The following is a 21,657-nucleotide window of genomic DNA, read 5'->3' on the forward strand; positions in this document are numbered from 1 at the left end:
TGGGGTAAAGGCGGCCGTGCGGCCGCTGTGGGAGGAACGCTTAACAATGATTAAAGAATTGATTGTCGTGGAAGGCAAAAGCGATACCGCCGCCGTCAAAAGAGCGGTCGATGCCGATACGATTGAAACCGGCGGTTCGGCGGTGGATAAACGGGTAATCGCCAAGATCGCCCTTGCGATGGAGCGGCGGGGCGTCATTATCCTGACCGATCCGGATCATGCGGGAGAACGGATACGCAAGATTGTCTCATCGAAGGTGCCGGGATGCAAGCATGCCTTCATTCCGGAGGAGGACGCAACGTTAAAGGGTGATATCGGTGTCGAGAACGCCTCGCCGGAAGCGATCCGCTATGCGCTGGAGAATGTGCATACATCCTTCGAGGGAGCGCCGATTCTAATTGGGATGGAAGACCTCATGGCCGCTGGTATGATTATGCATCCTAAAGCTGCACAGCGGAGAATGGCGCTTGGCAATATACTTGGCATCGGTTACTGTAACGGCAAGCAGCTGTACAAGCGGTTGTCGATGTTCGGCATTACGCCTGAAGAGTTTGCAAAAGCGGTTGCCCAAATTGAGCAGGGAGGTCTATCCTCATGAGCGGAAGGGAAGAAATTTCGTCCCCGAGACGTACCAAGGAGATTATTGCGGCTCACGGATTTTCGTTCAAGAAAAGCTTGGGCCAGAACTTTTTGATCGACCAAAATATCTTAAATAAAATTGTAGACGCAGCCGGTCTCGATAAGAGTACCGGCGCTCTTGAGATCGGTCCCGGCATCGGCGCGCTTACTGAACGCCTGGCGCAGACAGCGGGGGCTGTCACGGCCGTAGAGATCGATCAGCGGCTGATTCCGATTCTGCAGGAGGTACTCTCTCCGTATCCGCATGTAAAGATACGCCATGCCGATGTGTTAAATGTGGACCTGCATGAACTGTTCGGCGAGGATTTCGCGGAAGTAGGCAAGGTCAGCGTAGTCGCTAATTTGCCTTACTATGTGACGACTCCGATTCTGATGAAGCTGCTGGAGGAAAAGCTGCCGCTAGCGAACATTGTCGTGATGATTCAAAAAGAGGTTGCCGAGCGGATGGCGGCGTCGCCGGGAGGCAAGGATTACGGCAGCCTGAGCATCGCCGTGCAGTATTACAGCGAGCCGGAGCTGATCTGCACCGTGCCGCACACCGTATTTATTCCCCAGCCGAATGTGGAATCGGCAGTCATCCGGCTGAAGGTCAGAGAGCGACCGCCCGTAGAGGTGAGGGATGAGCAGCATTTTTTTGAAGTGGTGCGTGCCTCCTTTACACAGCGGCGGAAAACCATATCCAATAATTTGAAATCCCGCTTTTTTCCCGGTGAGGGGAGGGAACGGCTGGAGGCGCTGCTGAGTGAGGCAGGCATTCAGCCTTCCCGCCGCGGCGAGACGCTGAGTCTGGCGGAATATGCGCGTTTAAGCGACGTACTGCTTGCAGCAGGTATTTCATAGAACTTAAACGGCCAAAAGATGAACCATCCGTGACCTTTGCCCATACGATGGGTTAGAGGTGATGTTCTGATGAATTTAGGAGACTTGGTCGTTCGAAGATCTTATGGCGGTGATGTGACTTTTCGGGTGGAGCATATAGTGCTAAATCAGGCCATCATCAAAGGAACCGAATTTCGGCTGCTCGCGGACTCTCCGCTAAGCGATCTGGTTCAGGTGCCTGCCGAGGCTATGACGGAGCGGGGACAACGCGCACGGATCAAAGCCGCCGAATCGCTAACAGAGCTTAGGAAGGACCGGCAGGAGCAGATCAGGTTTGGAGCCTTGAGTCCGGCTGGGACTTGGGAGCAGGCGGCAAAAGAAGCTTCTTACTTTGAGCTTCCCGGAAAAGTACTGCATCTTGACGGCGATCCGGCTTATTTGAATAAAAGCCTCAGCCTGTATGAGCAGCTGCGCATTCCGTCTGAAGGCCATCATGTGCGGGAAGCGGAGATGGCGTCCGTGCTGTATCGGCTGCTGCCGAGAGTCCGGCCCAATATTGTGGTGCTTACTGGTCATGACGGTGTGCTTAAGTCGCTGCCGTCTTACGATCTGCACAGCTTAAGCAGTTATAAAAATTCGCAAAATTTCGTTGCCGCCATTCGGGTGGCCAGAGATTACGAACGCCATTATGACGCGCTGACGGTTATCGCCGGCGCCTGTCAATCGCATTTCGAAGCGCTGCTTGGGGCCGGCGCGAATTTTGCCAGTTCTCCGGGACGCATTCTGATTCATGCGCTGGACCCCGTGTATATCGCGGCAAAGGCCGCTCTGACTTCCATAAGGGAAACGATCAACTTAAGCGACGTGCTGAATCATACGATCAGCGGCAGCCAGGGACTGGGCGGGATCGAAACCCGAGGGAGCTTGCGGATTGGCATGCCGCGGCTTCAGGATTTATCTACGCTGAAAGTAACACCTTCCGCCATTTAAAAGGCCCGGAGCCTGAGACCTCTTGCTTGTCCATTTGCCTCCTAAAAATATCGTTGACAAACATAACTGGCATCTACTATAATAATTTGTTTGATTTGACATATTGTAATAAAGAGGTTATAATGGACAAGGAAAGAGGTGGTCTTCAGGCAATGGCTAATAACGCGCTGTTGGAAATTAAACGCAGTCTCGAAGCTCATGTCGGTTCTAAGATTACGTTACGAGCAAACGGTGGCCGACGCAAGACGGTCGAGCGCACCGGTGTCCTGGAAGAAACGTACCCTTCTGTATTTATTGTCAAACTGGATCAGGAGCAGCAGTCATTGGGGCGCGTCTCCTACAGCTATGCCGATATTCTTACCGAGTCCGTGGAGATTACGGTATGTGAGGACGATGTGCGGATGCCGCTCATGCATGCCAAAGCATAACTCTTTATTCATAAACAGCCTTTCCTCGCTTAGGAAAGGCTGTTTTATTTTTCGGAGAGCGTCTTCTTAGGTGAAGCAGCGGAAAGCGTATGTTCAAGGGAGAGGCAATCCATACTAAGAGGGCATTAACTCATCATTACTACCCACAAGGAGGATGCCGCATGAGCCGCAGAAGACGTAGCATGATGTCCGAGGAGCTGAAGACGGAGCTGGCAAAAGAGCTCGGCTTCTACGACACCGTGGAGCGCGAGGGCTGGGGAGGAATCCGGGCGAAGGATGCCGGGAACATGGTGAAAAGAGCGATTCAGCTTGCCGAGCAGGCTGCACGCAAATCTTAGGGCTAGAAATAGCCGAAAAGCGGTAAGGAAGGCGGGGGCTCCCAAGCAGGGCGTCCCCGTTTTGCCTTAAAATATAAGAATCTATAAGTTTACGCTTATGGATGTCCTTATATTTCTACGAGAAACAGATGCCCTCCTCCTACGGGGACGGCGCAGCCGTTTCTTCTTGATTATAGCGCTTTCTCCTTAGGAATTAACTCGGAATGGACTTCGTTACAAGATTTTCATATAATATGTTAAGTTATTTTAGGGGAAAAATGAGAGTAGGGTGAACGCCTTGAAAATGTATGAGAAAGCGCCGGCCAAAATCAATCTAATGCTCGATGTACTTCACAAGCGGCCGGATGGATTTCACGAGGTGGAAATGATTATGACTATGGTGGACCTTGCGGATCGGCTGGAGATGTCCGAACTGCGGCGGGATACCATTATTATATCAAGCCAGGCAGGTTATATTCCGCTGGATGAGAAGAACCTGGCGTTTCAGGCGGCAAAGCTGTTGAAAGAGCGTTACAAAGTGGGGCAGGGCGTACATATTCATCTGGATAAAAAAATACCGGTTGCTGCCGGGCTCGCCGGCGGGAGCAGCGACGCTGCGGCTGCGCTGCGCGGCCTGAACCGGCTCTGGCAGCTCGGCTTGTCAAGCGAAGAGCTGCAGGAGCTTGGCGCTGAGCTCGGCTCGGACGTACCCTTCTGCGTCACCGGAGGAACTGCCCTGGCAACGGGCAGAGGGGAGAAGCTTACGCCCATCGCAAGCATGCCCCAGTGCTGGGTGATGCTGGCGAAGCCGCCGATCAATGTATCGACGGCAGAGGTCTATGGCAAGCTCCGGGCGGACCGCATTGCCGTTCATCCTTCCGCGCGGCTTATGCGGGAGGCGGTCGAAGCCGGGGATTTCCAGGCGGTGTGCGGCCGGCTCGGCAACGTGCTGGAAGAGGTAACCTTGAAGCTGCATCCTGAGGTGCAGCAGCTCAAACAAGCGATGATCCGGCTCGGTGCAGACGGCGTGCTGATGTCCGGCAGCGGCCCGACTGTATTCGGGCTTGTGTCCAAGCAGTCCAAGGTGGCTAGAATTTATAACGGGCTGCGCGGATTTTGCAAGGAAGTCTATGCCGTACGTTCGCTGACTTGACAGGGTTAGAATTAATTATAACCGCTTCCCTTGTGTAAACCCGTACAAAAGTGATATATTTCTCTATAAATATTCGGTTTTGACGAGGAGCCTCCCGTGAAGAAACTTAAAAGAAGTCAGCGTTTAGTGGATATGACCCAATTTTTACTTGAAAAGCCGCATGATCTTCTGCCGCTGTCCACCTTTGCCGAGCGGTATGGAGCGGCCAAGTCCTCAATCAGCGAGGACCTGGCGATTATCAAAGAGGTATTCGAGGGCGAAGGCATGGGCGAGCTGCAGACTCATGCGGGAGCGGCGGGAGGAGTGAAGTTCATCCCCCGTATGCCTATGGAGATGGCGCTGTCTTTTGTCCGCGGGCTTATCAGCGAGCTGGAGCATAGCGACCGGATTCTGCCTGGAGGATATTTATATATGTCGGACCTGCTCGGACAACCGTCCCTTATGGAGCAGGCGGGCAAGATTATTGCCACCGCATTTTACGGCGTGCCGATCGATACCGTGATGACGGTGGAAACGAAAGGGATTCCGCTCGCTTACGCGACGGCCGCGCAGCTGGGGCTGCCGGTGGTGCTGGTGCGCCGGGACCATAAAGTAACGGAAGGCTCGGCGGTCAGCATCAATTATGTGTCGGGCTCGCATAAGAGTATTCATACGATGTCACTGTCCAGGCGGGCGCTTAAGGAGAAGTCGCGTGTACTTATCGTCGACGATTTCATGAAAGCGGGCGGAACGGTTGGCGGAATGGTTGATCTGCTTGGTGAATTCAACGCGGAAGTGGCCGGCGTAGGGGTTCTGGTGGAATCCGATGCGGTAGGGTCCGAAGAACGTCTGCTGCATGATTATGTCTCCTTGGTCAGACTGGGCGAGGTCGATCCGAAAGAGCGGCGCATATCGGCGTATCCGGGTAATTTTTTTACCGTTTAAGAACCGGGAAATATGTCGATTTCGTGAGAAAACCATGGGAATTCGGCAGAAAAGCGTAGAAAACACTGTTTTGTCAAATTTATCTACTATGTAGGGGATTTTATCGCGAGGAAAAGAAGGAGTTTGCGTAACTGTGTGGAATTATACACCCAAGTCTTTGATGGAAAAAGGTGGTGAACACACACATGCAAATTACGGATGTCAGACTCCGCCGCGTAAACTCTGAGGGGAGAATGAAAGCAATCGCATCCATTACCATCGACAACGAGTTTGTTGTTCATGACATTCGCGTCATTGATGGCAACAATGGAATGTTCGTTGCAATGCCCAGCAAACGCACGCCGGATGGGGAATTCCGTGATATCGCGCATCCGATTTCTTCCGGAACGCGTGAGAAGATCCAAACCGCGGTTCTTGCAGAATATGATCGCGCAGCAACGGAAGAAGAAGTGATTGAAGAAGGAGCATAAGAATCGGCTCCTTGGTTTGACCTCTCTCATTATTTTGGGCATAGGTGTCGGATATGCAATTCGAATTGGGGTTCGAAGAAAAGAGAACGATCCTTTGGATGGTTCTCTTTTCTTTTTGCCCGGAATGAGATATATTCAGTAATGAGTTTAGAGTAGGAGGTTGGCATTCTTGAAAAGAATGGCTGTTGTTCTAGCCGCAGGCCAGGGCAAGCGCATGAAATCAAAGTTATACAAAGTGCTGCATCCCGTTTGCGGAAAGCCTATGGTTGGGCACGTGCTTGATACTGTAAAAGCAACCGGCTGCGAGCGGAGCATTGTCGTTGTCGGACATGGCGCTGAGGCGGTCCAAGCTTATTTGGGCGATTCTGCGGAATATGTGCTGCAGGAAGCTCAGCTCGGAACGGGCCACGCCGTGAAGCAGGCCAAGGATTTGCTGGGCGGGGAAGAAGGTACGCTGGTTGTCGCATACGGTGATACGCCGCTCATTACCCCGGAAACACTGACCAAGCTGATGACGCTGCACGAGGAACGCAAGGCGGCGGCTACTATTTTGACGGCCGTTATGGAAAACCCTGCGGGACTTGGACGGATTATACGCACTGAGGACGGAGAGCTGCTAAAGATTGTGGAGCAGAAGGATTGCACGCCCGCCGAAGATGCCATACGTGAAATCAATACCGGAATTTATTGCTTTGACAATGCCAAGATGTTCGCTGCCTTGGACAAGGTCACGAACCATAATGCCCAGCAGGAGTACTATCTGACCGACGTCATCGGTATTCTGCGTGAGCAGGGAGAGCTTGTGCTCGCCTTCCAAACGGACGATGCCATAGAATCAATCGGTGTGAATGACCGCGTAGCGTTGTCCGAGGCCGAGTACTATATGCGCCATCGCATTGCCCGCCGTCATATGCTCGGAGGCGTAACGATTATAGATCCATCATCAACTTATATAGGAGCCGAAGTCACCATCGGAGCGGACACGGTAATTTATCCGGGAACGCTGCTTAAGGGCAGTACCGCAATTGGGGAAAATTGCATCATCGGCCCCTCCAGTGAAATTGAAGACAGCCGGATTATGGACGGAGCCCAGGTCAAGCATTCCGTACTTAACGGCGCTGAGGTCGGCGCACGGACTTCCGTTGGGCCTTTTGCCTATTTGCGTCCGGGAAGCGTGCTTGGTGAAGACGTGAAGATCGGCGATTTTGTGGAAATCAAGAAAGCTACCATCGGCGACGGCTCTAAAGTTTCGCATTTAAGCTATGTCGGAGACGCTTCTGTCGGCAAGAACGTGAATATCGGCTGCGGGGCGATCACGGTCAACTACGACGGATTTAATAAATCGGTAACCGAAATCGGAGACGAAGCTTTTATCGGCAGTAATGTCAACCTGATTGCTCCCGTCACGGTGGGCAAAGGCGCCTATGTTGTGGCTGGTTCCACCATTACCAAGTCCGTCTCTGAGGGGGATTTGGCCATTGCCAGACAGCGTCAGGAGAACAAGCCGGGCTATGCTGATAAAATCCGGTCCCGGGCAAAAGCGAAAAAGGGTCAATCTCATCCATCGTAAGTGCGTATGATGCGCCTGGCGCCGGACTTTTTCCGTGCCACGGCGCATTTGACAGATAAATTCAATTGAACCGATCACGGAGGGTTTAACTTTTATGGCTTATCTTGATTCCAAGTTGAAGATTTTTACCTGTAACTCCAATCCCAAGGTCGCGCATCAAATTGCCGACTATATCGGGATTCCGATGGGCGAGTCGCATACGACAAGCTTCAGCGATGGAGAAATTCAGGTCAGATTGTCGGAGAGTGTACGGGGCTGCCACGTCTACATTGTTCAATCCACGTGCGGTCCTGTGAATGATAACCTGATGGAAATGCTGGTCATGATCGACGCGCTGAAGCGCGCCTCAGCCAAGAGTATTAACGTGGTTATCCCGTATTACGGCTATGCCCGTCAGGATCGCAAGGCCCGTTCGCGTGATCCGATTACGGCGAAGCTTGTGGCGGACCTGATCGAGACTGCGGGTGCGCACCGCGTAATTACCATGGATCTGCATGCCATGCAGATTCAGGGCTTCTTCAACATTCCGGTTGATCATATGCTCGGCGTACCGATTCTGGCGCAATATTTCCGCTCCATGCAGATCCCGAATCCGGTCGTTGTATCTCCGGACCACGGCGGTGTGGTTCGGGCGAGAAAGCTTGCCGATTTCCTGAACGCTCCGCTCGCTATTATTGACAAGCGCCGCCCGGAACCGAATGTCAGTGAGGTTATGAATATTATCGGGAACATCGAAGGGAAGACGGCGATCGTTATCGACGATATTATTGATACGGCGGGCACGATCGTGCTTGGCGCCAATGCTCTAATGGAAGGCGGAGCCAAAGAGGTGTACGCTTGCTGTACGCATCCGGTCCTTTCCGGCCCGGCGCATCAGCGGCTGGAAAATTCGCCGATTAAAGAGGTTGTCGTTACCGATACGATTCCTATTCGCAACGAGAACCCGACTTCCAAGCTGAAGGTGCTTTCCGTGGCTCCTCTGCTTGGCGAAGCGATTATCCGGGTGCATGAAGAGCTGTCCATCAGTAAGCTGTTCGAGATTGAATAGAGATATGCAGGAAATATAAGGCGATGGACAAGCGCGCAGCTTATGTCTTATATTTCGAAAGAAGGGTTACAGCTCCTTTTCAGGAGATGTAACCCTTGTCGGCTTGCTGGCTGCGGGTTCGGTCATTCAGAATCCCGGCCGCGAGATAAAGGTGAACAGGCTGCGATTGTAGAGCGTCCCCTGCAGCTCCGCAAAGCTTGCGTCTACGGCGGTAAGCACGCCGATGTCAACATGTACATCGCCGCGGTACACCTCGACAGGTATGGCATATTGTAGATGATACTGAAAATGGCGGTGAAGCGTCAGAGGCTCGCCCTGCTGCAGCATATTAACATCACCTGTCTTTGGAATGGGATGGACGTTTCTATAGAATTAGAATAGACATTTCGGGAACGCTTATGCTTCTATTGTATCAAGAAAGGGAAGGTTTACAAATGAAATGGATCGTCGGTTTGGGCAACCCTGGACCGGAGTACGCCAAGACAAGGCATAATGTCGGATTTATGGCTCTGGATGAACTGGCGCGCAGATACGGGATCGTCTTTAATCAGAGCAAGTGCAAATCGGTTATTGGAGAAGGCGTCATCGGCGGAATCAAGACCGTGCTGATCAAACCGATGACGTATATGAATTTGTCCGGGGAAGCGGTGCGCACCTATATGGACTACTACAAAGTCCCCTTGGAAGATATGATTGTAGTTTACGACGACCTCGACACCGAGGTTGGCAAAATCCGGCTGCGGTATCAAGGCAGCGCCGGGGGGCACAACGGAATCAAATCGATCATTCAGCATACGGGCACTCAGACCTTCAATAGAGTAAGGATGGGTATTTCACGGCCCGAGCCCGGATACGCGATTGTCGATTATGTGCTCGGCAAGTTTCCCAAGAAGGATAGCGACAAGCTTGGATTGATGATCGGCGGCGCCTGCGACGCACTTGAGTATAGTCTGGACCACACCTTTGAACAGACGATGGCTAAATTCAACGGGTAAAAAGACGCAGAGGACCATGCTTCCGGAGATACCCCGGGCAACAACTATGATTCTACGGGGCTAACCGAAGTCTGAACGGGACATACTGAAGGTATACTTTACCTTCAGGAGGCATATATATGGCAATACACTACGTATGTAGACACTGCCGGACTTTTCTCGGAAGCATCCGCAGAAGCGCTGCTACCGAGATGCAGCTCGGCCTTCATTCCTTGACCCCTGCGGAACGCAGAGATATAATAGCGTATGATTCAGACGGCGAAATTACGGTTAAGGTTACCTGCAATTACTGCAAGGAGGCCTTGGACAACAATCCGGAACTTAGCCTTCTGGCCAGTCCGCTTCAATAGGTGAAGCGGCGCTGCGTCTATCGTCATCCGCAAGCCTTGGCCTCAAAAGCTGAGGCTTATTTTAAAATATGAGACTTTATAATTTATGAGCTGCGATTACCGTTAGTCTTATATTTCTACGAGAAACGGTACCGTCCTTGAAGCAGGGCGGCGCAGCCGTTTTGTCTTGAAATAGATTACTATTTTGTGCTTCTAAAGCGTTAAGGAAAATTTCGCCAGAAGCGATTCAGTAAGTGAGGTGCGCCTTTTGTTACAAGGTCTTATTGAGGCTTTTTCCAAAGATTCCGATTTTCAGTCGGTAACCCGAGGCATCGCCGCCGGAATGAAAGAGCAGCTGATCTCCGGATTATCCGGTTCAGCCAGGCAGATTATGCTGGCCGCGCTTCACGAGGAGACATCCCGCCCTATATTAATCGTGACGCACAACATGTTTTCGGCACAAAAAATTGCCGATGATCTACAGGAAGCGCTTTCTCCAGATCGGGTACTGCTGTATCCTGCCAATGAATTGGTCGCAGCCGAAACGGCCGTATCCAGTCCGGAGACGGTTGCTCAGCGTATCGAGGTGCTGAACAAATGCTCGCGGGGCTTCCGCGGCATTGTGGTCGCGCCTTATTCTGGCGTTCGCCGGCTGCTGCCCGCGCCGCAGGCTATGGCGGCAGCTCAGATAATCGTCTCCCAGGACGGGAGCATCCAGCTTGAACATTTCTTGAACACGATGATCGAAATGGGTTACGAGCGCGTCGAACGGGTGGAGAACCGCGGTGAACTCAGCGTTCGCGGCGGCATTCTCGATTTCTATCCCATGAATACCGAACTGGCATACCGGGTGGAGCTGTTCGACGACGAGATCGACTCCATCCGGACATTCGATCCGTCCGATCAGCGCTCCATCGACAAGGTTCGGAGCGTGACCATTACGCCTGCCAAAGAAATCATCGCGGGTAAGGCGCAGCTGGAGGCTGCGGCGGACAAGGCGTCGATCATGCTGGAGCGCCAAATGGAGAAGACGACCGACCGGCAGGCTAAAATACGTCTGCACGAGGAAATCGGCCGGGAGATTGAACATTTGCGCGAAGGAACTTATTTTTCCGAGATTTATAAATATATTTCGCTGCTTTATCCGGAACGCTCGCATCTATACGATTATATGGAGCGGGATACCCTGTTGATTCTCGACGAACCGGCCCGTCTGCTGGAAACGGCCAAGCAGCTGGAACGTGACGAATCGGAATGGAACCTTCATCTGCTGCAGAACGGGAAGACGCTGCCTGACCTGCATTTGTCCGTCGACAGCGACACGGTCATGTACCAACGTCCTTTTCAAAGCGTGTTCATGTCCATCTTTCTGCGCCAGGTACCGCATGTTCAGCCGCAGAATATTGTCGGCTTTATCAGCCGGAGCATGCAGGATTTCCATGGGCAGATGAATGTGCTGAAATCGGAAATGGAGCGCTGGCATAAGTCCGGCGTCCAAGTCGTCATGCTCGCCGGCAGCGAGGACCGCATGGAGCGGATTCGCCGGGTGCTGCTCGACTATGGGATTGAAGAACCGGCCATTGTCCAAGGGAGCTTGGGGTCGGGCTTTGAACTGCCTTCTGTTCATCTTGCGGTCATATCGGAAGGCGAGCTGTTCTCACAGAAGCAGCGCAAAGCGCGTAAAACGTCCAAAAATATGGACAACGCGGAGCGCATCAAAAGCTATACCGAGCTGAAAATCGGCGATTACGTCGTTCATCAGAATCACGGCATCGGCAAATATATGGGCATCGGCACGTTGGAAGTCAGCGGCATCCACCGTGATTACATGCACATTATGTATGCCGGCGGCGACAAGCTCTCGGTGCCGATTGAGCAAATTGATCTTATTCAGAAGTATGTCGGTTCGGAAGACAAGGAGCCGAAAATATACAAGCTTGGCGGGAATGAATGGACACGGGTAACGAATAAGGTCCGTTCTTCGGTGCAGGATATTGCGGATGACCTGATCAAGCTGTATGCTGAACGGCAGAGCGCTCCGGGCTATGGATTTGATAAAGACACGCCGGAGCAGCAGGAATTTGAGGAAATGTTCCCTTACGAAGAGACGCGCGACCAGGTTCGGGCCATCGGCGAAATCAAGAAGGACATGGAGCAGAACCGCCCCATGGACCGGCTGCTCTGCGGCGATGTCGGCTACGGCAAGACCGAAGTAGCGATCCGCGCTGCCTTTAAGGCGGCGATCGAGGGCAAGCAGGTAGCGGTGCTGGTGCCGACAACGATACTCGCCCAGCAGCATTACGAGACGTTCCGGGAACGCTTCTCCTCGTATCCGATCAACATTCAGGTGCTCAGCCGTTTCCGCAGCCGCAAGGAGCAGAACGAGACGATCAAGGGTGTCCGGCAGGGAACAGTGGACATTGTAATCGGTACACACCGGCTGCTGTCCCAGGATCTTGTGTTCAAGGATCTTGGTCTTCTTATTGTCGATGAGGAGCAGCGTTTCGGCGTTACGCATAAGGAGAAATTGAAGAAGCTGAAGACCAATGTGGACGTGCTCACCCTGACGGCGACGCCGATCCCCCGCACCCTGCATATGTCCATGCTGGGCGTTCGTGATCTGTCGGTTATTGAGACGCCGCCGGAGAACCGCTTTCCTGTGCAAACCTATGTTGTTGAATACAGCCAGACGCTCGTACGTGAAGCGGTGGAACGCGAGCTTGGGCGCGGCGGACAGGTCTATTACCTGTACAACCGGGTGCAGGGCATCCAGGAAATGGCGTCCCAGATTCAGATGCTCGTTCCCGAGGCTCGGGTCGGTATCGGACATGGCCAGATGTCGGAATCGGAGCTGGAGAAGACGATTCTCGATTTCCTGGACGGCGAGTATGACGTGCTGGTAAGCACCAGCATTATCGAGACCGGCGTGGATATTCCGAACGTCAATACGCTCATCGTGCATGACGCGGACAAAATGGGCCTATCCCAGCTGTACCAGCTGCGCGGCCGGGTCGGACGGTCCAACCGGATCGCATATGCCTATTTTACTTACCAGCGCGATAAAGTGCTGACCGAGGTGGCCGAGAAGCGTCTGCAGTCGATCAAGGAGTTCACGGAGCTTGGGTCCGGCTTCAAAATCGCTATGCGCGATCTTTCGATCCGGGGCGCTGGCAATCTGCTGGGTGCGGAGCAGCACGGATTCATCGCATCGGTGGGCTTTGATCTGTACTCGCAAATGCTCGCGGAGGAAATCCGCAAGCGAAAGGTCAGCGTCCTGGGCGAGGAAGACCATTCTCTAAAAGAAGGAAATACTGTCATTGATTTGGCAATTGACGCGTACCTGCCTTCCGAGTATATTTACGACAGTGTGCAAAAGATTGAAATCTATAAGAAGGTGGCGTCGGTCTCTACTTTCGAGGATGCGGCAGAGCTGGAAGACGAGCTTCTCGACCGGTTCGGCGAGCTTCCCGAGGCGGTCGTCAATCTTTTATCCGTGGCGCGGCTTAAAATATACGGTAAAATGTTCGGGATTGACTCCTTGAACCGGCGCGGCGACGAAGTGCTGCTGAATTTTTACGAGGACCGGATAGCATTGATCGATACAGGCAAGCTCGCCAAGATTGGAAAAGGCTTTGAAAGACGTGTACAATTTGATAAGGACGCCAAAGCGGCTATTCGCATAAAGACCAAAGACCTTGACGATAAGGAACTGCTTGGCTTGCTTGAGCGATTCCTGGAAGAAGTCAAGCCGTCTTTTAAATCGAAGGGAGAATTACACAATGCGGTCAAGTAAATCATGGAAGGTGCTGTTTGTCTCGTTGACGGCGGCCCTTTCATTCTCCATGCTTGCAGGGTGCAGCAGCAATAATAAGAACGGCGATGAAGATAACAGCAAGGCTATTGCCACTTACAAAGGCGGGGCGGTAACGCAGAAGGAATTCGACACCGATGTGAAGGTGATGAAATTCCTCTCGCCGGAACAGGCGCAGTACCTGGAGCTGGATGGTTTTAAAGAGACGGTCCTCAAGCAGGAAGTTGCTTTCGAATATTTGGCCGGACAAGCTTCCGATAAGGCAGAAGAAGAAGCGAAAAAGCAGGCGGATAAGCAGCTTGATACCTATAAGCAGGGACTTGGCGATACCTATGCAAGCTCGCTAAAGGAACAGGGCATTACGGAGGATCAAATCCACAGCTATATGGTACGCGTGCTGACGGTGTATCAGGACATGCTGCTTAAAGTGACGGACAATGAAGTCAAGAAGCAGTTTGAAGCGACAAAGGGAGACTTCACGGTCGCTACGCTGCGCCATGTGCTGGTTGGCTTTACCGACGCTAACAAGAAAGAGCGCAGTAAAGAGGACGCGCTGAAGCGTGCCAAAGAAGTGCAGGCGAAGCTGAAAGGCGGAGCCGACTTCGCGGCAGTAGCCAAGGAGTACTCGGATGATCCCGGTTCCAAGGATAGCGGCGGACTGTATGCTGACAAGACGCTCGGAACCTATGTGGAAGAGTTCAAAAAAGCCGCTCAGACGCTGCCGCTGAACACGATCAGCGATCCGGTCGAGACGACTTACGGCTACCATATCATGAAGGTGGAGTCACGGACGGAGAAGACATTCGACAAATTGACGGACGAAGAGAAGGAAACGCTCAAGAGCACGCTTGCTTCGAACAAGCTGCAGGAGTTCATGGAGAAGGACCTGGGTGGCATTATTGAAAAAATCGATCTGCCGAAGAGCAGTGCCTCTCCGGCTGCGAGCGCAGGGGCTTCTCCAAACGCATCTGCTCCGGCGGCACCGCCTAGCGCTAAGTAAAACCAATAATCCCGTTATCCTAGAAATAAAGCAGGATAACGGATTTAACGATACCGCCTCCAGCCGGACGGTATCGTTTTTTTTCTGCTGCTGCCGGTTCGCTGGAGCGGTGCATACGGCAAGAAATGGGAAATGCTGCAAATCAGGCGGATAGCGGTCGGCATCATGTATAAGGAACTGGGAACAGATGAATACTATGGTCAGACAATCACGATAGATCGCAGGGATTATCCGATCCCTTACCGAGCAGTAGTTGGCAAAATACTTCTTAAGAAAGCGGGGCAACATGTGAATGAAAGCTACTGGTATTGTACGACGCATTGATGACCTTGGACGGGTTGTCATTCCCAAAGAAATAAGACGGACTCTCCGCATCCGTGAGGGAGATCCGCTGGAGATTTTTGTGGACCGGGATGGCGAGGTTATACTGAAAAAGTACTCGCCGATCGGCGAGCTGGGGGACTTTGCGAAGGAGTATGCGGAATCACTGTATGAGAGTACGGGCCATATTACGCTTATTTCTGACCGCGACACCTTCATTGCACTGGCCGGAGGCTCCAAGAAGGATTATCTGGACAAGCAGGTCGGCGCTCTGCTGGAGAAATGCATGGACAGCCGCAAGACGATACTCGAAGCGGACAGCGGCTTGTACGAAATAACGAAAGATCATCAGGATGCGCTTTCTTCCTATGTGATCTCGCCCATTATTTCAGGCGGCGATCCGATTGGAGCCGTTGTCCTGATGAATAAGGACGAATCAGTGAAAATGTCGCAGTTGGAAATTAAAATGGCTGAAACGGCCGCCGGTTTTTTGGGCAAACAGATGGAGCAGTAATCACGCTCTCCCTTAAAAATCCCGCTTTCCATTTCGCCGCAGGGCGAAGCCGAGAGCGGGATTTTGTTGTGCGGGGCTATGTTGCGGTATAATATAGAAATTCATTCTATCCAAACCTTATGAAGCAGGTATCTCATGAAATCACAAGCGACGGGTTCAAAACTGCTGCAGGGCGCTTTTATCCTAAGCGCCGCCGCTCTGCTGTCCAAGCTGATTGGGGCACTGCAAAAAATCCCGCTGCAAAACTTGGGCGGAGATGCCGTATTTGGCATTTACAACACGGTCTACCCGATCTATACTCTGCTCGTAACTGTTGCGATGCTTGGACTTCCGTCCGCCATATCCAAAAGTGTGGCAGAGACGGAAGCCGAGGGAAGCCCGGGCAAGGGCCGGGCGGTGCTGCTTCGGGCATCGCTTGTCAGCAGCGCGGCAGGGCTGCTCCTGGCCGCCGCGACATATGCGGGCGCGCCGCTGATTGCCGGCTTCATCGGCAGCGGCCATGTCGTCACAGCGCTGCGGACGGCCGTCTGGGGACTTGCCATTGTGCCGTTACTGGCCGCATTCCGGGGGTATTTTCAGGGGCTGCACGACATGATGCCAACCGCAGTGTCGCAGCTGTTCGAGCAATCGGCCCGGGTCGCCGTAATGATTGCACTGCTGCTCTTTCTAAGCAGCCATGGGGCAAATGCGGAGATCATTGCGGCAGGAGCAATGCTGGGATCGGCCGGCGGGGCCTTAGCCGGACTTGCCGTCATGCTGCTGTACTGGCGCCGCCACCGCAAAGCCCTTGTGGACGCGGCGGCGGAAATCTCGGCGGCGTCGGAAGCCGCGCAGGCGGGGCCTGGCTTTCCCTTTCATGGAGCCTCTTCTACGATACAAAGGGCAGAGGGCCGCAGCATACGGAAGCTGCTCGCTTACGGTGTGCCGGTCATGCTGGGGACACTTGCGGCGCCGCTGATCAGCCTGGTGGATGTCTTCACCATGCCCCGCCTGCTGGCTTCCGCCGGCAGCGAGGCACAGGCCATGGTGCAGTTCGGCGTCTACAACCGCGGCCTTCCGTTGGTCCAGCTTGTAACGATGCTAGCGGGCTCGCTCTCCGTTCTGTTCATTCCCGCCTTGGCCGAGTCCAAGTTCCGCGGGAACTTAAGCGAGATCGAGAGCCGATGCCGCCTGTCGCTGCGCTGGTTCTGGCTGCTCGGCCTCGCCGCTGCAGTCGGCCTTGCCGTACTCGCCGTGCCGGTCAACATCGCCTTGTACGGCGACGCTTCCGGCAGCGGCACGATCCGCTGGCTGGCCTTCACCGCAGCCGGCGGCACGGTCGCCATCATCTCCGCCGCGCTGCTCCAGGGCCTGGGCTGCGTGCGCGCCCCGGCGCTGCACTTCCTGGCCGCCGCTGCGCTGAAGGCGGCCCTCAACCTGCTGCTCATCCCGCAGCAGGGCATTGCCGGCGCGGCCATCGCCGCCGTCGCCGCGCAATTCCTCGCAGCCGCGCTGAACGTCCGGCTGCTCTGCAAGACCGCCGGTCTGCGGCTTCGCCCCGCAGACTGGCTGGCGCGGCCCGCGCTCCTGCTCGCGGGCCTTGCGGCCGCGGCAGCCGCCGCCGGATGGGGCGGCGGCGCTCTGCTGGGTGCGGCTGGGGTAACCGGCCGCACCCTGGCGCTGGCGCAGAGCCTGCTCGGTGTGGCCGCAGGCTGCCTCGTCTTTGCCGCGCTCGCCGTGCGGCTGCGGCTGCTGGACGAGGACGAGCTGCGCCAGCTTCCCGGATTCGGCCCGAAGCTGGCCCGGGCGATCCGGAAGCTGGGCCTGTTCCCGTAAGGCCCGGGCCCCGGGATTGATACACTAAACCTTAATTATTCAAGGTTTGAAAATTATATAGCCGCCTTCTCGAGAAGCGGCGGATCAGAAATGACATCTGCCGTCTGCCGTTTCGGGTATGTACCGGGTAATCTGACAGGCAAACTGCCTCTATTCCCGGCTTTAAGTATTCCCATATAGAGAGCGGTACAAGGAGAGGAAAGGAATGAGCGCAATATTAACAGTAGTCGGCCTTGGCTCCGGCAATCCGGACCGGCTGACGCTTGGCATAGTGAACAAGCTGCGGACGGCTTCCAAAGTCTACGTACGCACCAAAGAGCATCCCGTGATGCAGGCTTTGGAGGAGCTCGGTGTGGATTCGCAGTCCTTCGACACGCTGTACGAGTCCTTCTCCTCTTTTCCCGAAGTCTATGAAGCGATAACCAAGAAACTGCTCGAAGAAGCGCGTTTAGGTAATGAGGATACGGAAATCGTCTACGCCGTACCCGGACACCCGATGGTTGCGGAATCCGCTGTTTCCAAGCTTCGCCTGCTCTGCGCAGAGGAGGGAATCCGCTTAGACATTCTTGGAGGAGAGAGCTTTCTTGACGAGGCATTCGTCCGCCTTGGCTTCGATCCGATCGAAGGCTTCCAATTGCTGGACGCTTCGGGGATCACGCGCTCGCAGCTTCGTCCCGAACTGCATACGCTGATTGGACAGGTGTACGACACCTTTACCGCCTCCGAGGCAAAGCTGTGCTTAATGGAGCTGTATCCGCCTGAATACGAGGTGACGATCGGCCATGCGCTCGGCGTGGAGGGTGAGGAGCGAATCGTCAAAGTGCCGCTGTATGAACTGGACCGGCAGGAGGGTTACGGTAACCTCTCGCTCATCTACATTCCGGCAGACCGCTCCGAAAGCTTACGGAACCGCACCTTTGACCGCCTGCATGAAATTGTCGGCATCCTGCGCAGTCCGGGGGGCTGTCCGTGGGACCGCGAGCAGACCCATGATTCGCTCCGCAAAAATCTGATCGAAGAAACCTACGAGGTGCTTGAAACGATTGACGAGGACGACCCCGAGCATATGAAGGAGGAGCTGGGCGACCTGCTGCTGCAAATTATGCTGCATTCCCAGATGGAGGAAGAGCTTGGCACGTTCACTGTGTTCGATGTCATTGAAGGGCTTAGCGGCAAGCTGATCTTCCGCCATCCGCATGTCTTCGGCGACAAGGACGCCAAGGATGCGGAGTCCGCGCTGCAGAACTGGGAAGGCATGAAGGCTGAAGAGAAGCGGCGCAAAGGCATTAAGCCGGAAGCGGAATCGGCGCTCAGCGGCGTTCCCCGCGATTTGCCGGCGCTCATGAAGGCGTACAAGCTGCAGAAAAAAGCGTCCAAAGTCGGCTTCGACTGGGACAATACCCAGGATGTGCTCGCCAAGATCGCCGAGGAGCTGGACGAGCTGAAGGAAGCGATTAATGCCGGTGCTCCAGCGGAGGAGCAGATGCTCGAACTCGGTGATCTGCTGTTCGCTGCGACCAACGCCGCCCGGTTTATCGAAGCCGATCCGGAGGAAGCGCTGACCCGCACCAACCGCAAATTTGTCGAACGGTTCCAGTACATCGAACGCCGTCTGCAGGACAAAGGAGTCTCCCCAAAGGACAGCAGTCTGGAGGAAATGGAAGCTTTATGGCAGGAAGCCAAGGTTGAAGAACGGGCGAAGCAGTAGCCTGTTCAGCCCTTAGTCGCGTCATATTAAAACGGCGGCACAGCAGGGATTTGACAACGTATCCAGAATACCAGTAAGATGAAACGGCGGTTTCGCGGAAAATATTGTCTGCCGGAACGCGTTTCATTACTTTTCTTATTCCCGGGAGGAACTACTGACAATGAACAAAACAGACCTGATCAACAACATATCCGAGAAGCACGGATTGGCCAAAAAGGACGTGGAGCTTGTGCTGAGCGGACTTCTTGGCGAAATTACCGAGGCGCTGGCCAGCGGCGACAAAGTACAGCTGATCGGCTTCGGCACCTTCGAAACGCGCAAGCGCTCCGGACGCACCGGCCGCAATCCGCAAACGGGCACAACCATCGAAATTCCAGAATCGACTGTTCCGGCTTTCAAAGCGGGCAACAAGCTTAAAGAAGCTGTCAACTAATGCGTCTGGACAAATTTTTGAAAGTGTCCCGCCTGATCAAGCGCCGTACGGTGGCCAAGGATGTGTCCGAACAAGGCCGGGTGCTGATTAACGGGAAGGAATCGAAGCCGAGCAGCAATGTAAAAATCGGCGACGAAATTACGGTTCAATTCGGCCAGAAGCTGGTAACGGTCCGCGTGGAGAAGCTGGTCGAAACGACCCGCAAGGACGAAGCGGCCGGTATGTATACGCTGCTTCGCGAAGAGCCGATTGCCAAGAGCAATGGTCTTGATTGGTAAGCGACGACTTAACTTTGTTATCAGAGCGTTCTCTCGCATCCTGCGGGAGAGCGCCTTTTTTGTTAAACCAGCTCCCGGTGATGTTCTAAAGCTTCCGTCCCCGCCATAGATTAGGACTAGAAGGAGGGGTACATGCCATGATCGAACCTGGAAAAAACGTAAAGCAGCATGATTTGCATATGCGCAGCCGTAAGGCGGTGGATTTAACGGGCGTGCAAAATGTGGAGAGCTTTGACAGCGAGGAGTTTAAGCTGCAGACAGAGCTTGGAACTTTGGTCATTCGCGGAACCCATTTACATATCAAGAACCTCAGTCTGGAAAACGGGCTGTTGTCGGTGGAGGGCAACGTCCATTCCCTGATTTATCTTGATCCGGGGGCGAAGGGGAATAATAAAGGGCTGCTCGGCAAGCTGTTCAAATGAATCCGGCCGTCCAGTGGATCACGCTGCTGTACATGATCGTGGCCGGGGCAGCAATGGGACTGGCTTTTGACGGCTACCGGGTGCTGTCGCTGAAGCTGCGGTTTCCTGGATGGCTGAACGCGGTTCTCGATCTTCTCTATTGGCTGGCGTCCGCTCTCATCGTGTTTCGTTTGCTGTACGCGGGTAACCAGGGACAGCTGCGCTTTTACGCTTTTCTTGGATTATTTGTGGGCGTGTGGGCATATTTTTTAATCTTCAGTGTCACGGTGCAGAAATTTGTGGTAATGTTAATTCATACGGTGGAATGGATATGGAAGCTGCTGATGAAGCTGCTGGGAATACTGATTGGAATGCCGCTGCTGTGGTTATGGAAGCTGGCGTGGGGAATTCTGCGTCTGCTTGGCCGTATCTTGGGCTTTATGCTGAAGCTTCTGCTTCGGCTGACCAAGCCGCTCTGGATTTTTCCCGTCAGATGGTTGTCCCCGGCCTATCATCGGCTGCTGCGCAGCGCTCCATTTACCAAACTCGCCAATTTTATTGCCGCAAGAAGAAAACGCTGACCGTGAAACGGGAGGAACGCTTGCATGAACAGATTTTCCCCGGAAGAGAAACAGGCTGGCGGAAGGTTCGCTGCCGCGGGCGCAAAGAGAAGAAAGCTGATCTGGGTCGCCCTAATGGCGATATTCTTCAGCTGGGCGGGATATATTTTCTTCGCTCAAAGCGCCTTGATTTCGGACAAGAGTCAGGAACTGGCCCGGAAGCAGCAGAGCAGCAAGCAAGTGAATGACTCAGTGAACCAGCTGAAATACGAGGTGTCCCGTCTGAACGACAACGAGTATATCGGACAGCTCGCCCGCAAATGGTTTAACATATACCCTAAAGGCGAAGTTCCTATCCGAACAGAGCAACCCTGAGCAGTAGGCCGGCAAAAAAGAGGCTTTTCACTCTGTTGCCTTGCTTTGCTCTTTACTGTATAATCAAATCACCGCAGACTGGATTTTGACATCTTTGTCTGTATATTTTTAAGGGAGGATCATTTTATTCTATGGCAATTGAAGTGGGCACCAAGTTAGAGGGCAAGGTGACAGGCATTACGCATTTCGGAGCGTTTGTAGATCTGTCAGGAGGTGTCACAGGTCTCGTTCACATCTCGGAAATCGCCGATAATTACGTCAAGGATGTCAACGATCATCTGAAGATTAATGATGTGGTAACTGTTAAGGTGATCAATGTCGACAAGGACGGCAAGATCGGACTTTCCATCAAGCAGGCTGTCGACAAGCCCGCATCGGAAGTTCGTCCGCCAAGAGCGCCAAGACCGGATCGTCCAAGCGGTGGAGACCGTTTCGGCGGTGGTGGCGGCGGGGGCTACAATCGTGAACGGGGAGGGCGACCATTCAAGCCTGCAGCCGGTAAACCTTCATTTGAGGATAAAATGTCACGCTTCCTTAAAGACAGCGAAGAACGTATCTCTTCTCTCAAGAAGAATACGGAAGGCAAGCGCGGCGGCCGTGGAGCCAAACGCGTATAATATCATACTACAACCGTTCAAATAACCGCAGGGGCCGAACCTCATGCGGTTTTTTTCTATGTCTGCCCGGCCGCACCCTGGGTCAAGCCGCCGCAGTATTCCTCCCAAAGGGATGTTTTTTGCAGATTATTGAAAGCGCATC

General features: G+C 53.7%; 24 protein-coding genes. 23 read left to right on the forward strand and 1 reads right to left on the reverse strand.

Annotation, left to right across the window (positions count from 1 at the left end; translation table 11 throughout):
• Positions 1-46: 46 nt before the first annotated feature.
• The 10 genes from rnmV to PDUR_RS00190 all read left to right on the forward strand — a co-directional run bounded on the left by rnmV (position 47) and on the right by PDUR_RS00190 (position 8,358).
• Complete coding sequence (gene rnmV, locus PDUR_RS00145) at positions 47-598, forward strand: ribonuclease M5 (protein WP_042204559.1); 552 nt, start codon at positions 47-49, stop codon at positions 596-598.
• Positions 595-1,479 carry a 16S rRNA (adenine(1518)-N(6)/adenine(1519)-N(6))-dimethyltransferase RsmA gene (gene rsmA / locus PDUR_RS00150; protein WP_042204560.1) on the forward strand — a complete coding sequence of 295 codons (885 nt, stop codon included), beginning with the start codon at positions 595-597 and terminating at the stop codon, positions 1,477-1,479. Before rnmV ends, rsmA begins: the two co-directional genes overlap by 4 nt.
• Positions 1,480-1,548: 69 nt before the next feature.
• On the forward strand, positions 1,549-2,448 hold the full coding sequence (gene yabG, locus PDUR_RS00155) for a sporulation peptidase YabG (RefSeq protein WP_042204561.1): 900 nt from the start codon (positions 1,549-1,551) through the stop codon (positions 2,446-2,448).
• A gap of 152 nt (positions 2,449-2,600) precedes the next feature.
• Positions 2,601-2,876, forward strand: a complete 276-nt coding sequence (gene veg, locus PDUR_RS00160; protein ID WP_042208923.1) for a biofilm formation stimulator Veg — start codon at positions 2,601-2,603, stop codon at positions 2,874-2,876.
• 161 nt (positions 2,877-3,037) lie between these two features.
• Positions 3,038-3,214, forward strand: a complete 177-nt coding sequence (locus tag PDUR_RS00165; RefSeq protein WP_025693323.1) for a small, acid-soluble spore protein, alpha/beta type — start codon at positions 3,038-3,040, stop codon at positions 3,212-3,214.
• A 277-nt stretch (positions 3,215-3,491) separates the two neighbouring features.
• A complete protein-coding gene (gene ispE / locus PDUR_RS00170; RefSeq protein ID WP_042208924.1) occupies positions 3,492-4,346 on the forward strand; it encodes a 4-(cytidine 5'-diphospho)-2-C-methyl-D-erythritol kinase in 855 nt (284 codons plus the stop codon).
• 96 nt (positions 4,347-4,442) lie between these two features.
• Positions 4,443-5,270 (forward strand): pur operon repressor, encoded by an 828-nt coding sequence (gene purR, locus PDUR_RS00175; protein ID WP_042204562.1) that lies wholly within the window; start codon positions 4,443-4,445, stop codon positions 5,268-5,270.
• Between the two features lie 185 nt (positions 5,271-5,455).
• Entirely contained in the window at positions 5,456-5,740 is a 285-nt protein-coding gene (gene spoVG / locus PDUR_RS00180) for a septation regulator SpoVG (protein ID WP_025332586.1), read from the forward strand.
• 169 nt (positions 5,741-5,909) lie between these two features.
• On the forward strand, positions 5,910-7,310 hold the full coding sequence (gene glmU / locus PDUR_RS00185; RefSeq protein ID WP_042204563.1) for a bifunctional UDP-N-acetylglucosamine diphosphorylase/glucosamine-1-phosphate N-acetyltransferase GlmU: 1,401 nt from the start codon (positions 5,910-5,912) through the stop codon (positions 7,308-7,310).
• A 94-nt stretch (positions 7,311-7,404) separates the two neighbouring features.
• Positions 7,405-8,358, forward strand: coding sequence for a ribose-phosphate diphosphokinase (locus PDUR_RS00190; protein ID WP_042204564.1), 954 nt, complete (start codon positions 7,405-7,407; stop codon positions 8,356-8,358).
• A 126-nt stretch (positions 8,359-8,484) separates the two neighbouring features.
• On the opposite strand, the gene PDUR_RS00195 is transcribed toward PDUR_RS00190, so the two are convergent.
• Entirely contained in the window at positions 8,485-8,685 is a 201-nt protein-coding gene (locus PDUR_RS00195; protein ID WP_025691375.1) for a hypothetical protein, read from the reverse strand.
• Positions 8,686-8,792: 107 nt separating this feature from the next.
• Between PDUR_RS00195 and pth the strand changes: the two genes are divergently transcribed.
• The 13 genes from pth to PDUR_RS00260 all read left to right on the forward strand — a co-directional run bounded on the left by pth (position 8,793) and on the right by PDUR_RS00260 (position 21,515).
• Positions 8,793-9,353, forward strand: a complete 561-nt coding sequence (pth, locus tag PDUR_RS00200) for an aminoacyl-tRNA hydrolase (RefSeq protein ID WP_042204566.1) — start codon at positions 8,793-8,795, stop codon at positions 9,351-9,353.
• 119 nt (positions 9,354-9,472) lie between these two features.
• Complete coding sequence (locus PDUR_RS00205) at positions 9,473-9,703, forward strand: anti-sigma-F factor Fin family protein (protein ID WP_036590773.1); 231 nt, start codon at positions 9,473-9,475, stop codon at positions 9,701-9,703.
• A 247-nt stretch (positions 9,704-9,950) separates the two neighbouring features.
• Positions 9,951-13,475, forward strand: coding sequence for a transcription-repair coupling factor (gene mfd, locus PDUR_RS00210; protein WP_042204568.1), 3,525 nt, complete (start codon positions 9,951-9,953; stop codon positions 13,473-13,475).
• Positions 13,462-14,493, forward strand: coding sequence for a peptidylprolyl isomerase (locus tag PDUR_RS00215; protein ID WP_042204569.1), 1,032 nt, complete (start codon positions 13,462-13,464; stop codon positions 14,491-14,493). The genes mfd and PDUR_RS00215 overlap by 14 nt, the downstream gene beginning before the upstream one ends.
• Positions 14,494-14,785: 292 nt before the next feature.
• Entirely contained in the window at positions 14,786-15,328 is a 543-nt protein-coding gene (gene spoVT / locus PDUR_RS00220) for a stage V sporulation protein T (protein ID WP_042204570.1), read from the forward strand.
• Between the two features lie 135 nt (positions 15,329-15,463).
• Complete coding sequence (locus PDUR_RS00225) at positions 15,464-17,143, forward strand: putative polysaccharide biosynthesis protein (protein ID WP_042204571.1); 1,680 nt, start codon at positions 15,464-15,466, stop codon at positions 17,141-17,143.
• A 205-nt stretch (positions 17,144-17,348) separates the two neighbouring features.
• Entirely contained in the window at positions 17,349-18,851 is a 1,503-nt protein-coding gene (gene yabN / locus PDUR_RS00230; RefSeq protein ID WP_042204573.1) for a bifunctional methyltransferase/pyrophosphohydrolase YabN, read from the forward strand.
• A 160-nt stretch (positions 18,852-19,011) separates the two neighbouring features.
• Positions 19,012-19,284: an HU family DNA-binding protein gene (locus PDUR_RS00235; RefSeq protein WP_036599034.1), complete on the forward strand. Its 273-nt coding sequence runs from the start codon at positions 19,012-19,014 to the stop codon at positions 19,282-19,284.
• Positions 19,284-19,562 carry an RNA-binding S4 domain-containing protein gene (locus tag PDUR_RS00240; RefSeq protein ID WP_042204574.1) on the forward strand — a complete coding sequence of 93 codons (279 nt, stop codon included), beginning with the start codon at positions 19,284-19,286 and terminating at the stop codon, positions 19,560-19,562. The genes PDUR_RS00235 and PDUR_RS00240 overlap by 1 nt, the downstream gene beginning before the upstream one ends.
• A gap of 137 nt (positions 19,563-19,699) precedes the next feature.
• The gene (gene yabP / locus PDUR_RS00245) at positions 19,700-19,984 is read left to right on the forward strand and encodes a sporulation protein YabP (protein ID WP_042204575.1); all 285 of its coding nucleotides are present in this window, start codon (positions 19,700-19,702) and stop codon (positions 19,982-19,984) included.
• Positions 19,981-20,544: a spore cortex biosynthesis protein YabQ gene (gene yabQ, locus PDUR_RS00250; RefSeq protein ID WP_042204576.1), complete on the forward strand. Its 564-nt coding sequence runs from the start codon at positions 19,981-19,983 to the stop codon at positions 20,542-20,544. Before yabP ends, yabQ begins: the two co-directional genes overlap by 4 nt.
• A gap of 24 nt (positions 20,545-20,568) precedes the next feature.
• Positions 20,569-20,898, forward strand: a complete 330-nt coding sequence (locus tag PDUR_RS00255; RefSeq protein ID WP_042204577.1) for an FtsB family cell division protein — start codon at positions 20,569-20,571, stop codon at positions 20,896-20,898.
• Positions 20,899-21,029: 131 nt separating this feature from the next.
• Positions 21,030-21,515, forward strand: coding sequence for a S1 domain-containing RNA-binding protein (locus tag PDUR_RS00260; protein WP_042204578.1), 486 nt, complete (start codon positions 21,030-21,032; stop codon positions 21,513-21,515).
• Positions 21,516-21,657 lie beyond the last annotated feature (142 nt).

The organism is Paenibacillus durus (genome assembly GCF_000756615.1).
Taxonomy (GTDB): Bacteria; Bacillota; Bacilli; order Paenibacillales; family Paenibacillaceae; genus Paenibacillus_AQ; species Paenibacillus_AQ durus.

What these genes read in the sequence shown, in the direction of transcription:
- rnmV (WP_042204559.1), top strand. Translation starts at nt 47, where the DNA reads ATGATTAAAGAATTGATTGTCGTGGAAGGCAAAAGCGATACCGCCGCC.
- spoVT (WP_042204570.1), top strand. Translation starts at nt 14,786, where the DNA reads ATGAAAGCTACTGGTATTGTACGACGCATTGATGACCTTGGACGGGTT.
- yabG (WP_042204561.1), top strand. Translation starts at nt 1,549, where the DNA reads ATGAATTTAGGAGACTTGGTCGTTCGAAGATCTTATGGCGGTGATGTG.
- PDUR_RS00190 (WP_042204564.1), top strand. Translation starts at nt 7,405, where the DNA reads ATGGCTTATCTTGATTCCAAGTTGAAGATTTTTACCTGTAACTCCAAT.
- spoVG (WP_025332586.1), top strand. Translation starts at nt 5,456, where the DNA reads ATGCAAATTACGGATGTCAGACTCCGCCGCGTAAACTCTGAGGGGAGA.
- pth (WP_042204566.1), top strand. Translation starts at nt 8,793, where the DNA reads ATGAAATGGATCGTCGGTTTGGGCAACCCTGGACCGGAGTACGCCAAG.
- yabQ (WP_042204576.1), top strand. Translation starts at nt 19,981, where the DNA reads ATGAATCCGGCCGTCCAGTGGATCACGCTGCTGTACATGATCGTGGCC.
- rsmA (WP_042204560.1), top strand. Translation starts at nt 595, where the DNA reads ATGAGCGGAAGGGAAGAAATTTCGTCCCCGAGACGTACCAAGGAGATT.
- PDUR_RS00165 (WP_025693323.1), top strand. Translation starts at nt 3,038, where the DNA reads ATGAGCCGCAGAAGACGTAGCATGATGTCCGAGGAGCTGAAGACGGAG.
- PDUR_RS00235 (WP_036599034.1), top strand. Translation starts at nt 19,012, where the DNA reads ATGAACAAAACAGACCTGATCAACAACATATCCGAGAAGCACGGATTG.
- PDUR_RS00260 (WP_042204578.1), top strand. Translation starts at nt 21,030, where the DNA reads ATGGCAATTGAAGTGGGCACCAAGTTAGAGGGCAAGGTGACAGGCATT.
- PDUR_RS00215 (WP_042204569.1), top strand. Translation starts at nt 13,462, where the DNA reads ATGCGGTCAAGTAAATCATGGAAGGTGCTGTTTGTCTCGTTGACGGCG.
- PDUR_RS00255 (WP_042204577.1), top strand. Translation starts at nt 20,569, where the DNA reads ATGAACAGATTTTCCCCGGAAGAGAAACAGGCTGGCGGAAGGTTCGCT.
- PDUR_RS00225 (WP_042204571.1), top strand. Translation starts at nt 15,464, where the DNA reads ATGAAATCACAAGCGACGGGTTCAAAACTGCTGCAGGGCGCTTTTATC.
- PDUR_RS00195 (WP_025691375.1), bottom strand. Translation starts at nt 8,685, where the DNA reads ATGCTGCAGCAGGGCGAGCCTCTGACGCTTCACCGCCATTTTCAGTAT.
- yabN (WP_042204573.1), top strand. Translation starts at nt 17,349, where the DNA reads ATGAGCGCAATATTAACAGTAGTCGGCCTTGGCTCCGGCAATCCGGAC.
- PDUR_RS00240 (WP_042204574.1), top strand. Translation starts at nt 19,284, where the DNA reads ATGCGTCTGGACAAATTTTTGAAAGTGTCCCGCCTGATCAAGCGCCGT.
- yabP (WP_042204575.1), top strand. Translation starts at nt 19,700, where the DNA reads ATGATCGAACCTGGAAAAAACGTAAAGCAGCATGATTTGCATATGCGC.
- veg (WP_042208923.1), top strand. Translation starts at nt 2,601, where the DNA reads ATGGCTAATAACGCGCTGTTGGAAATTAAACGCAGTCTCGAAGCTCAT.
- PDUR_RS00205 (WP_036590773.1), top strand. Translation starts at nt 9,473, where the DNA reads ATGGCAATACACTACGTATGTAGACACTGCCGGACTTTTCTCGGAAGC.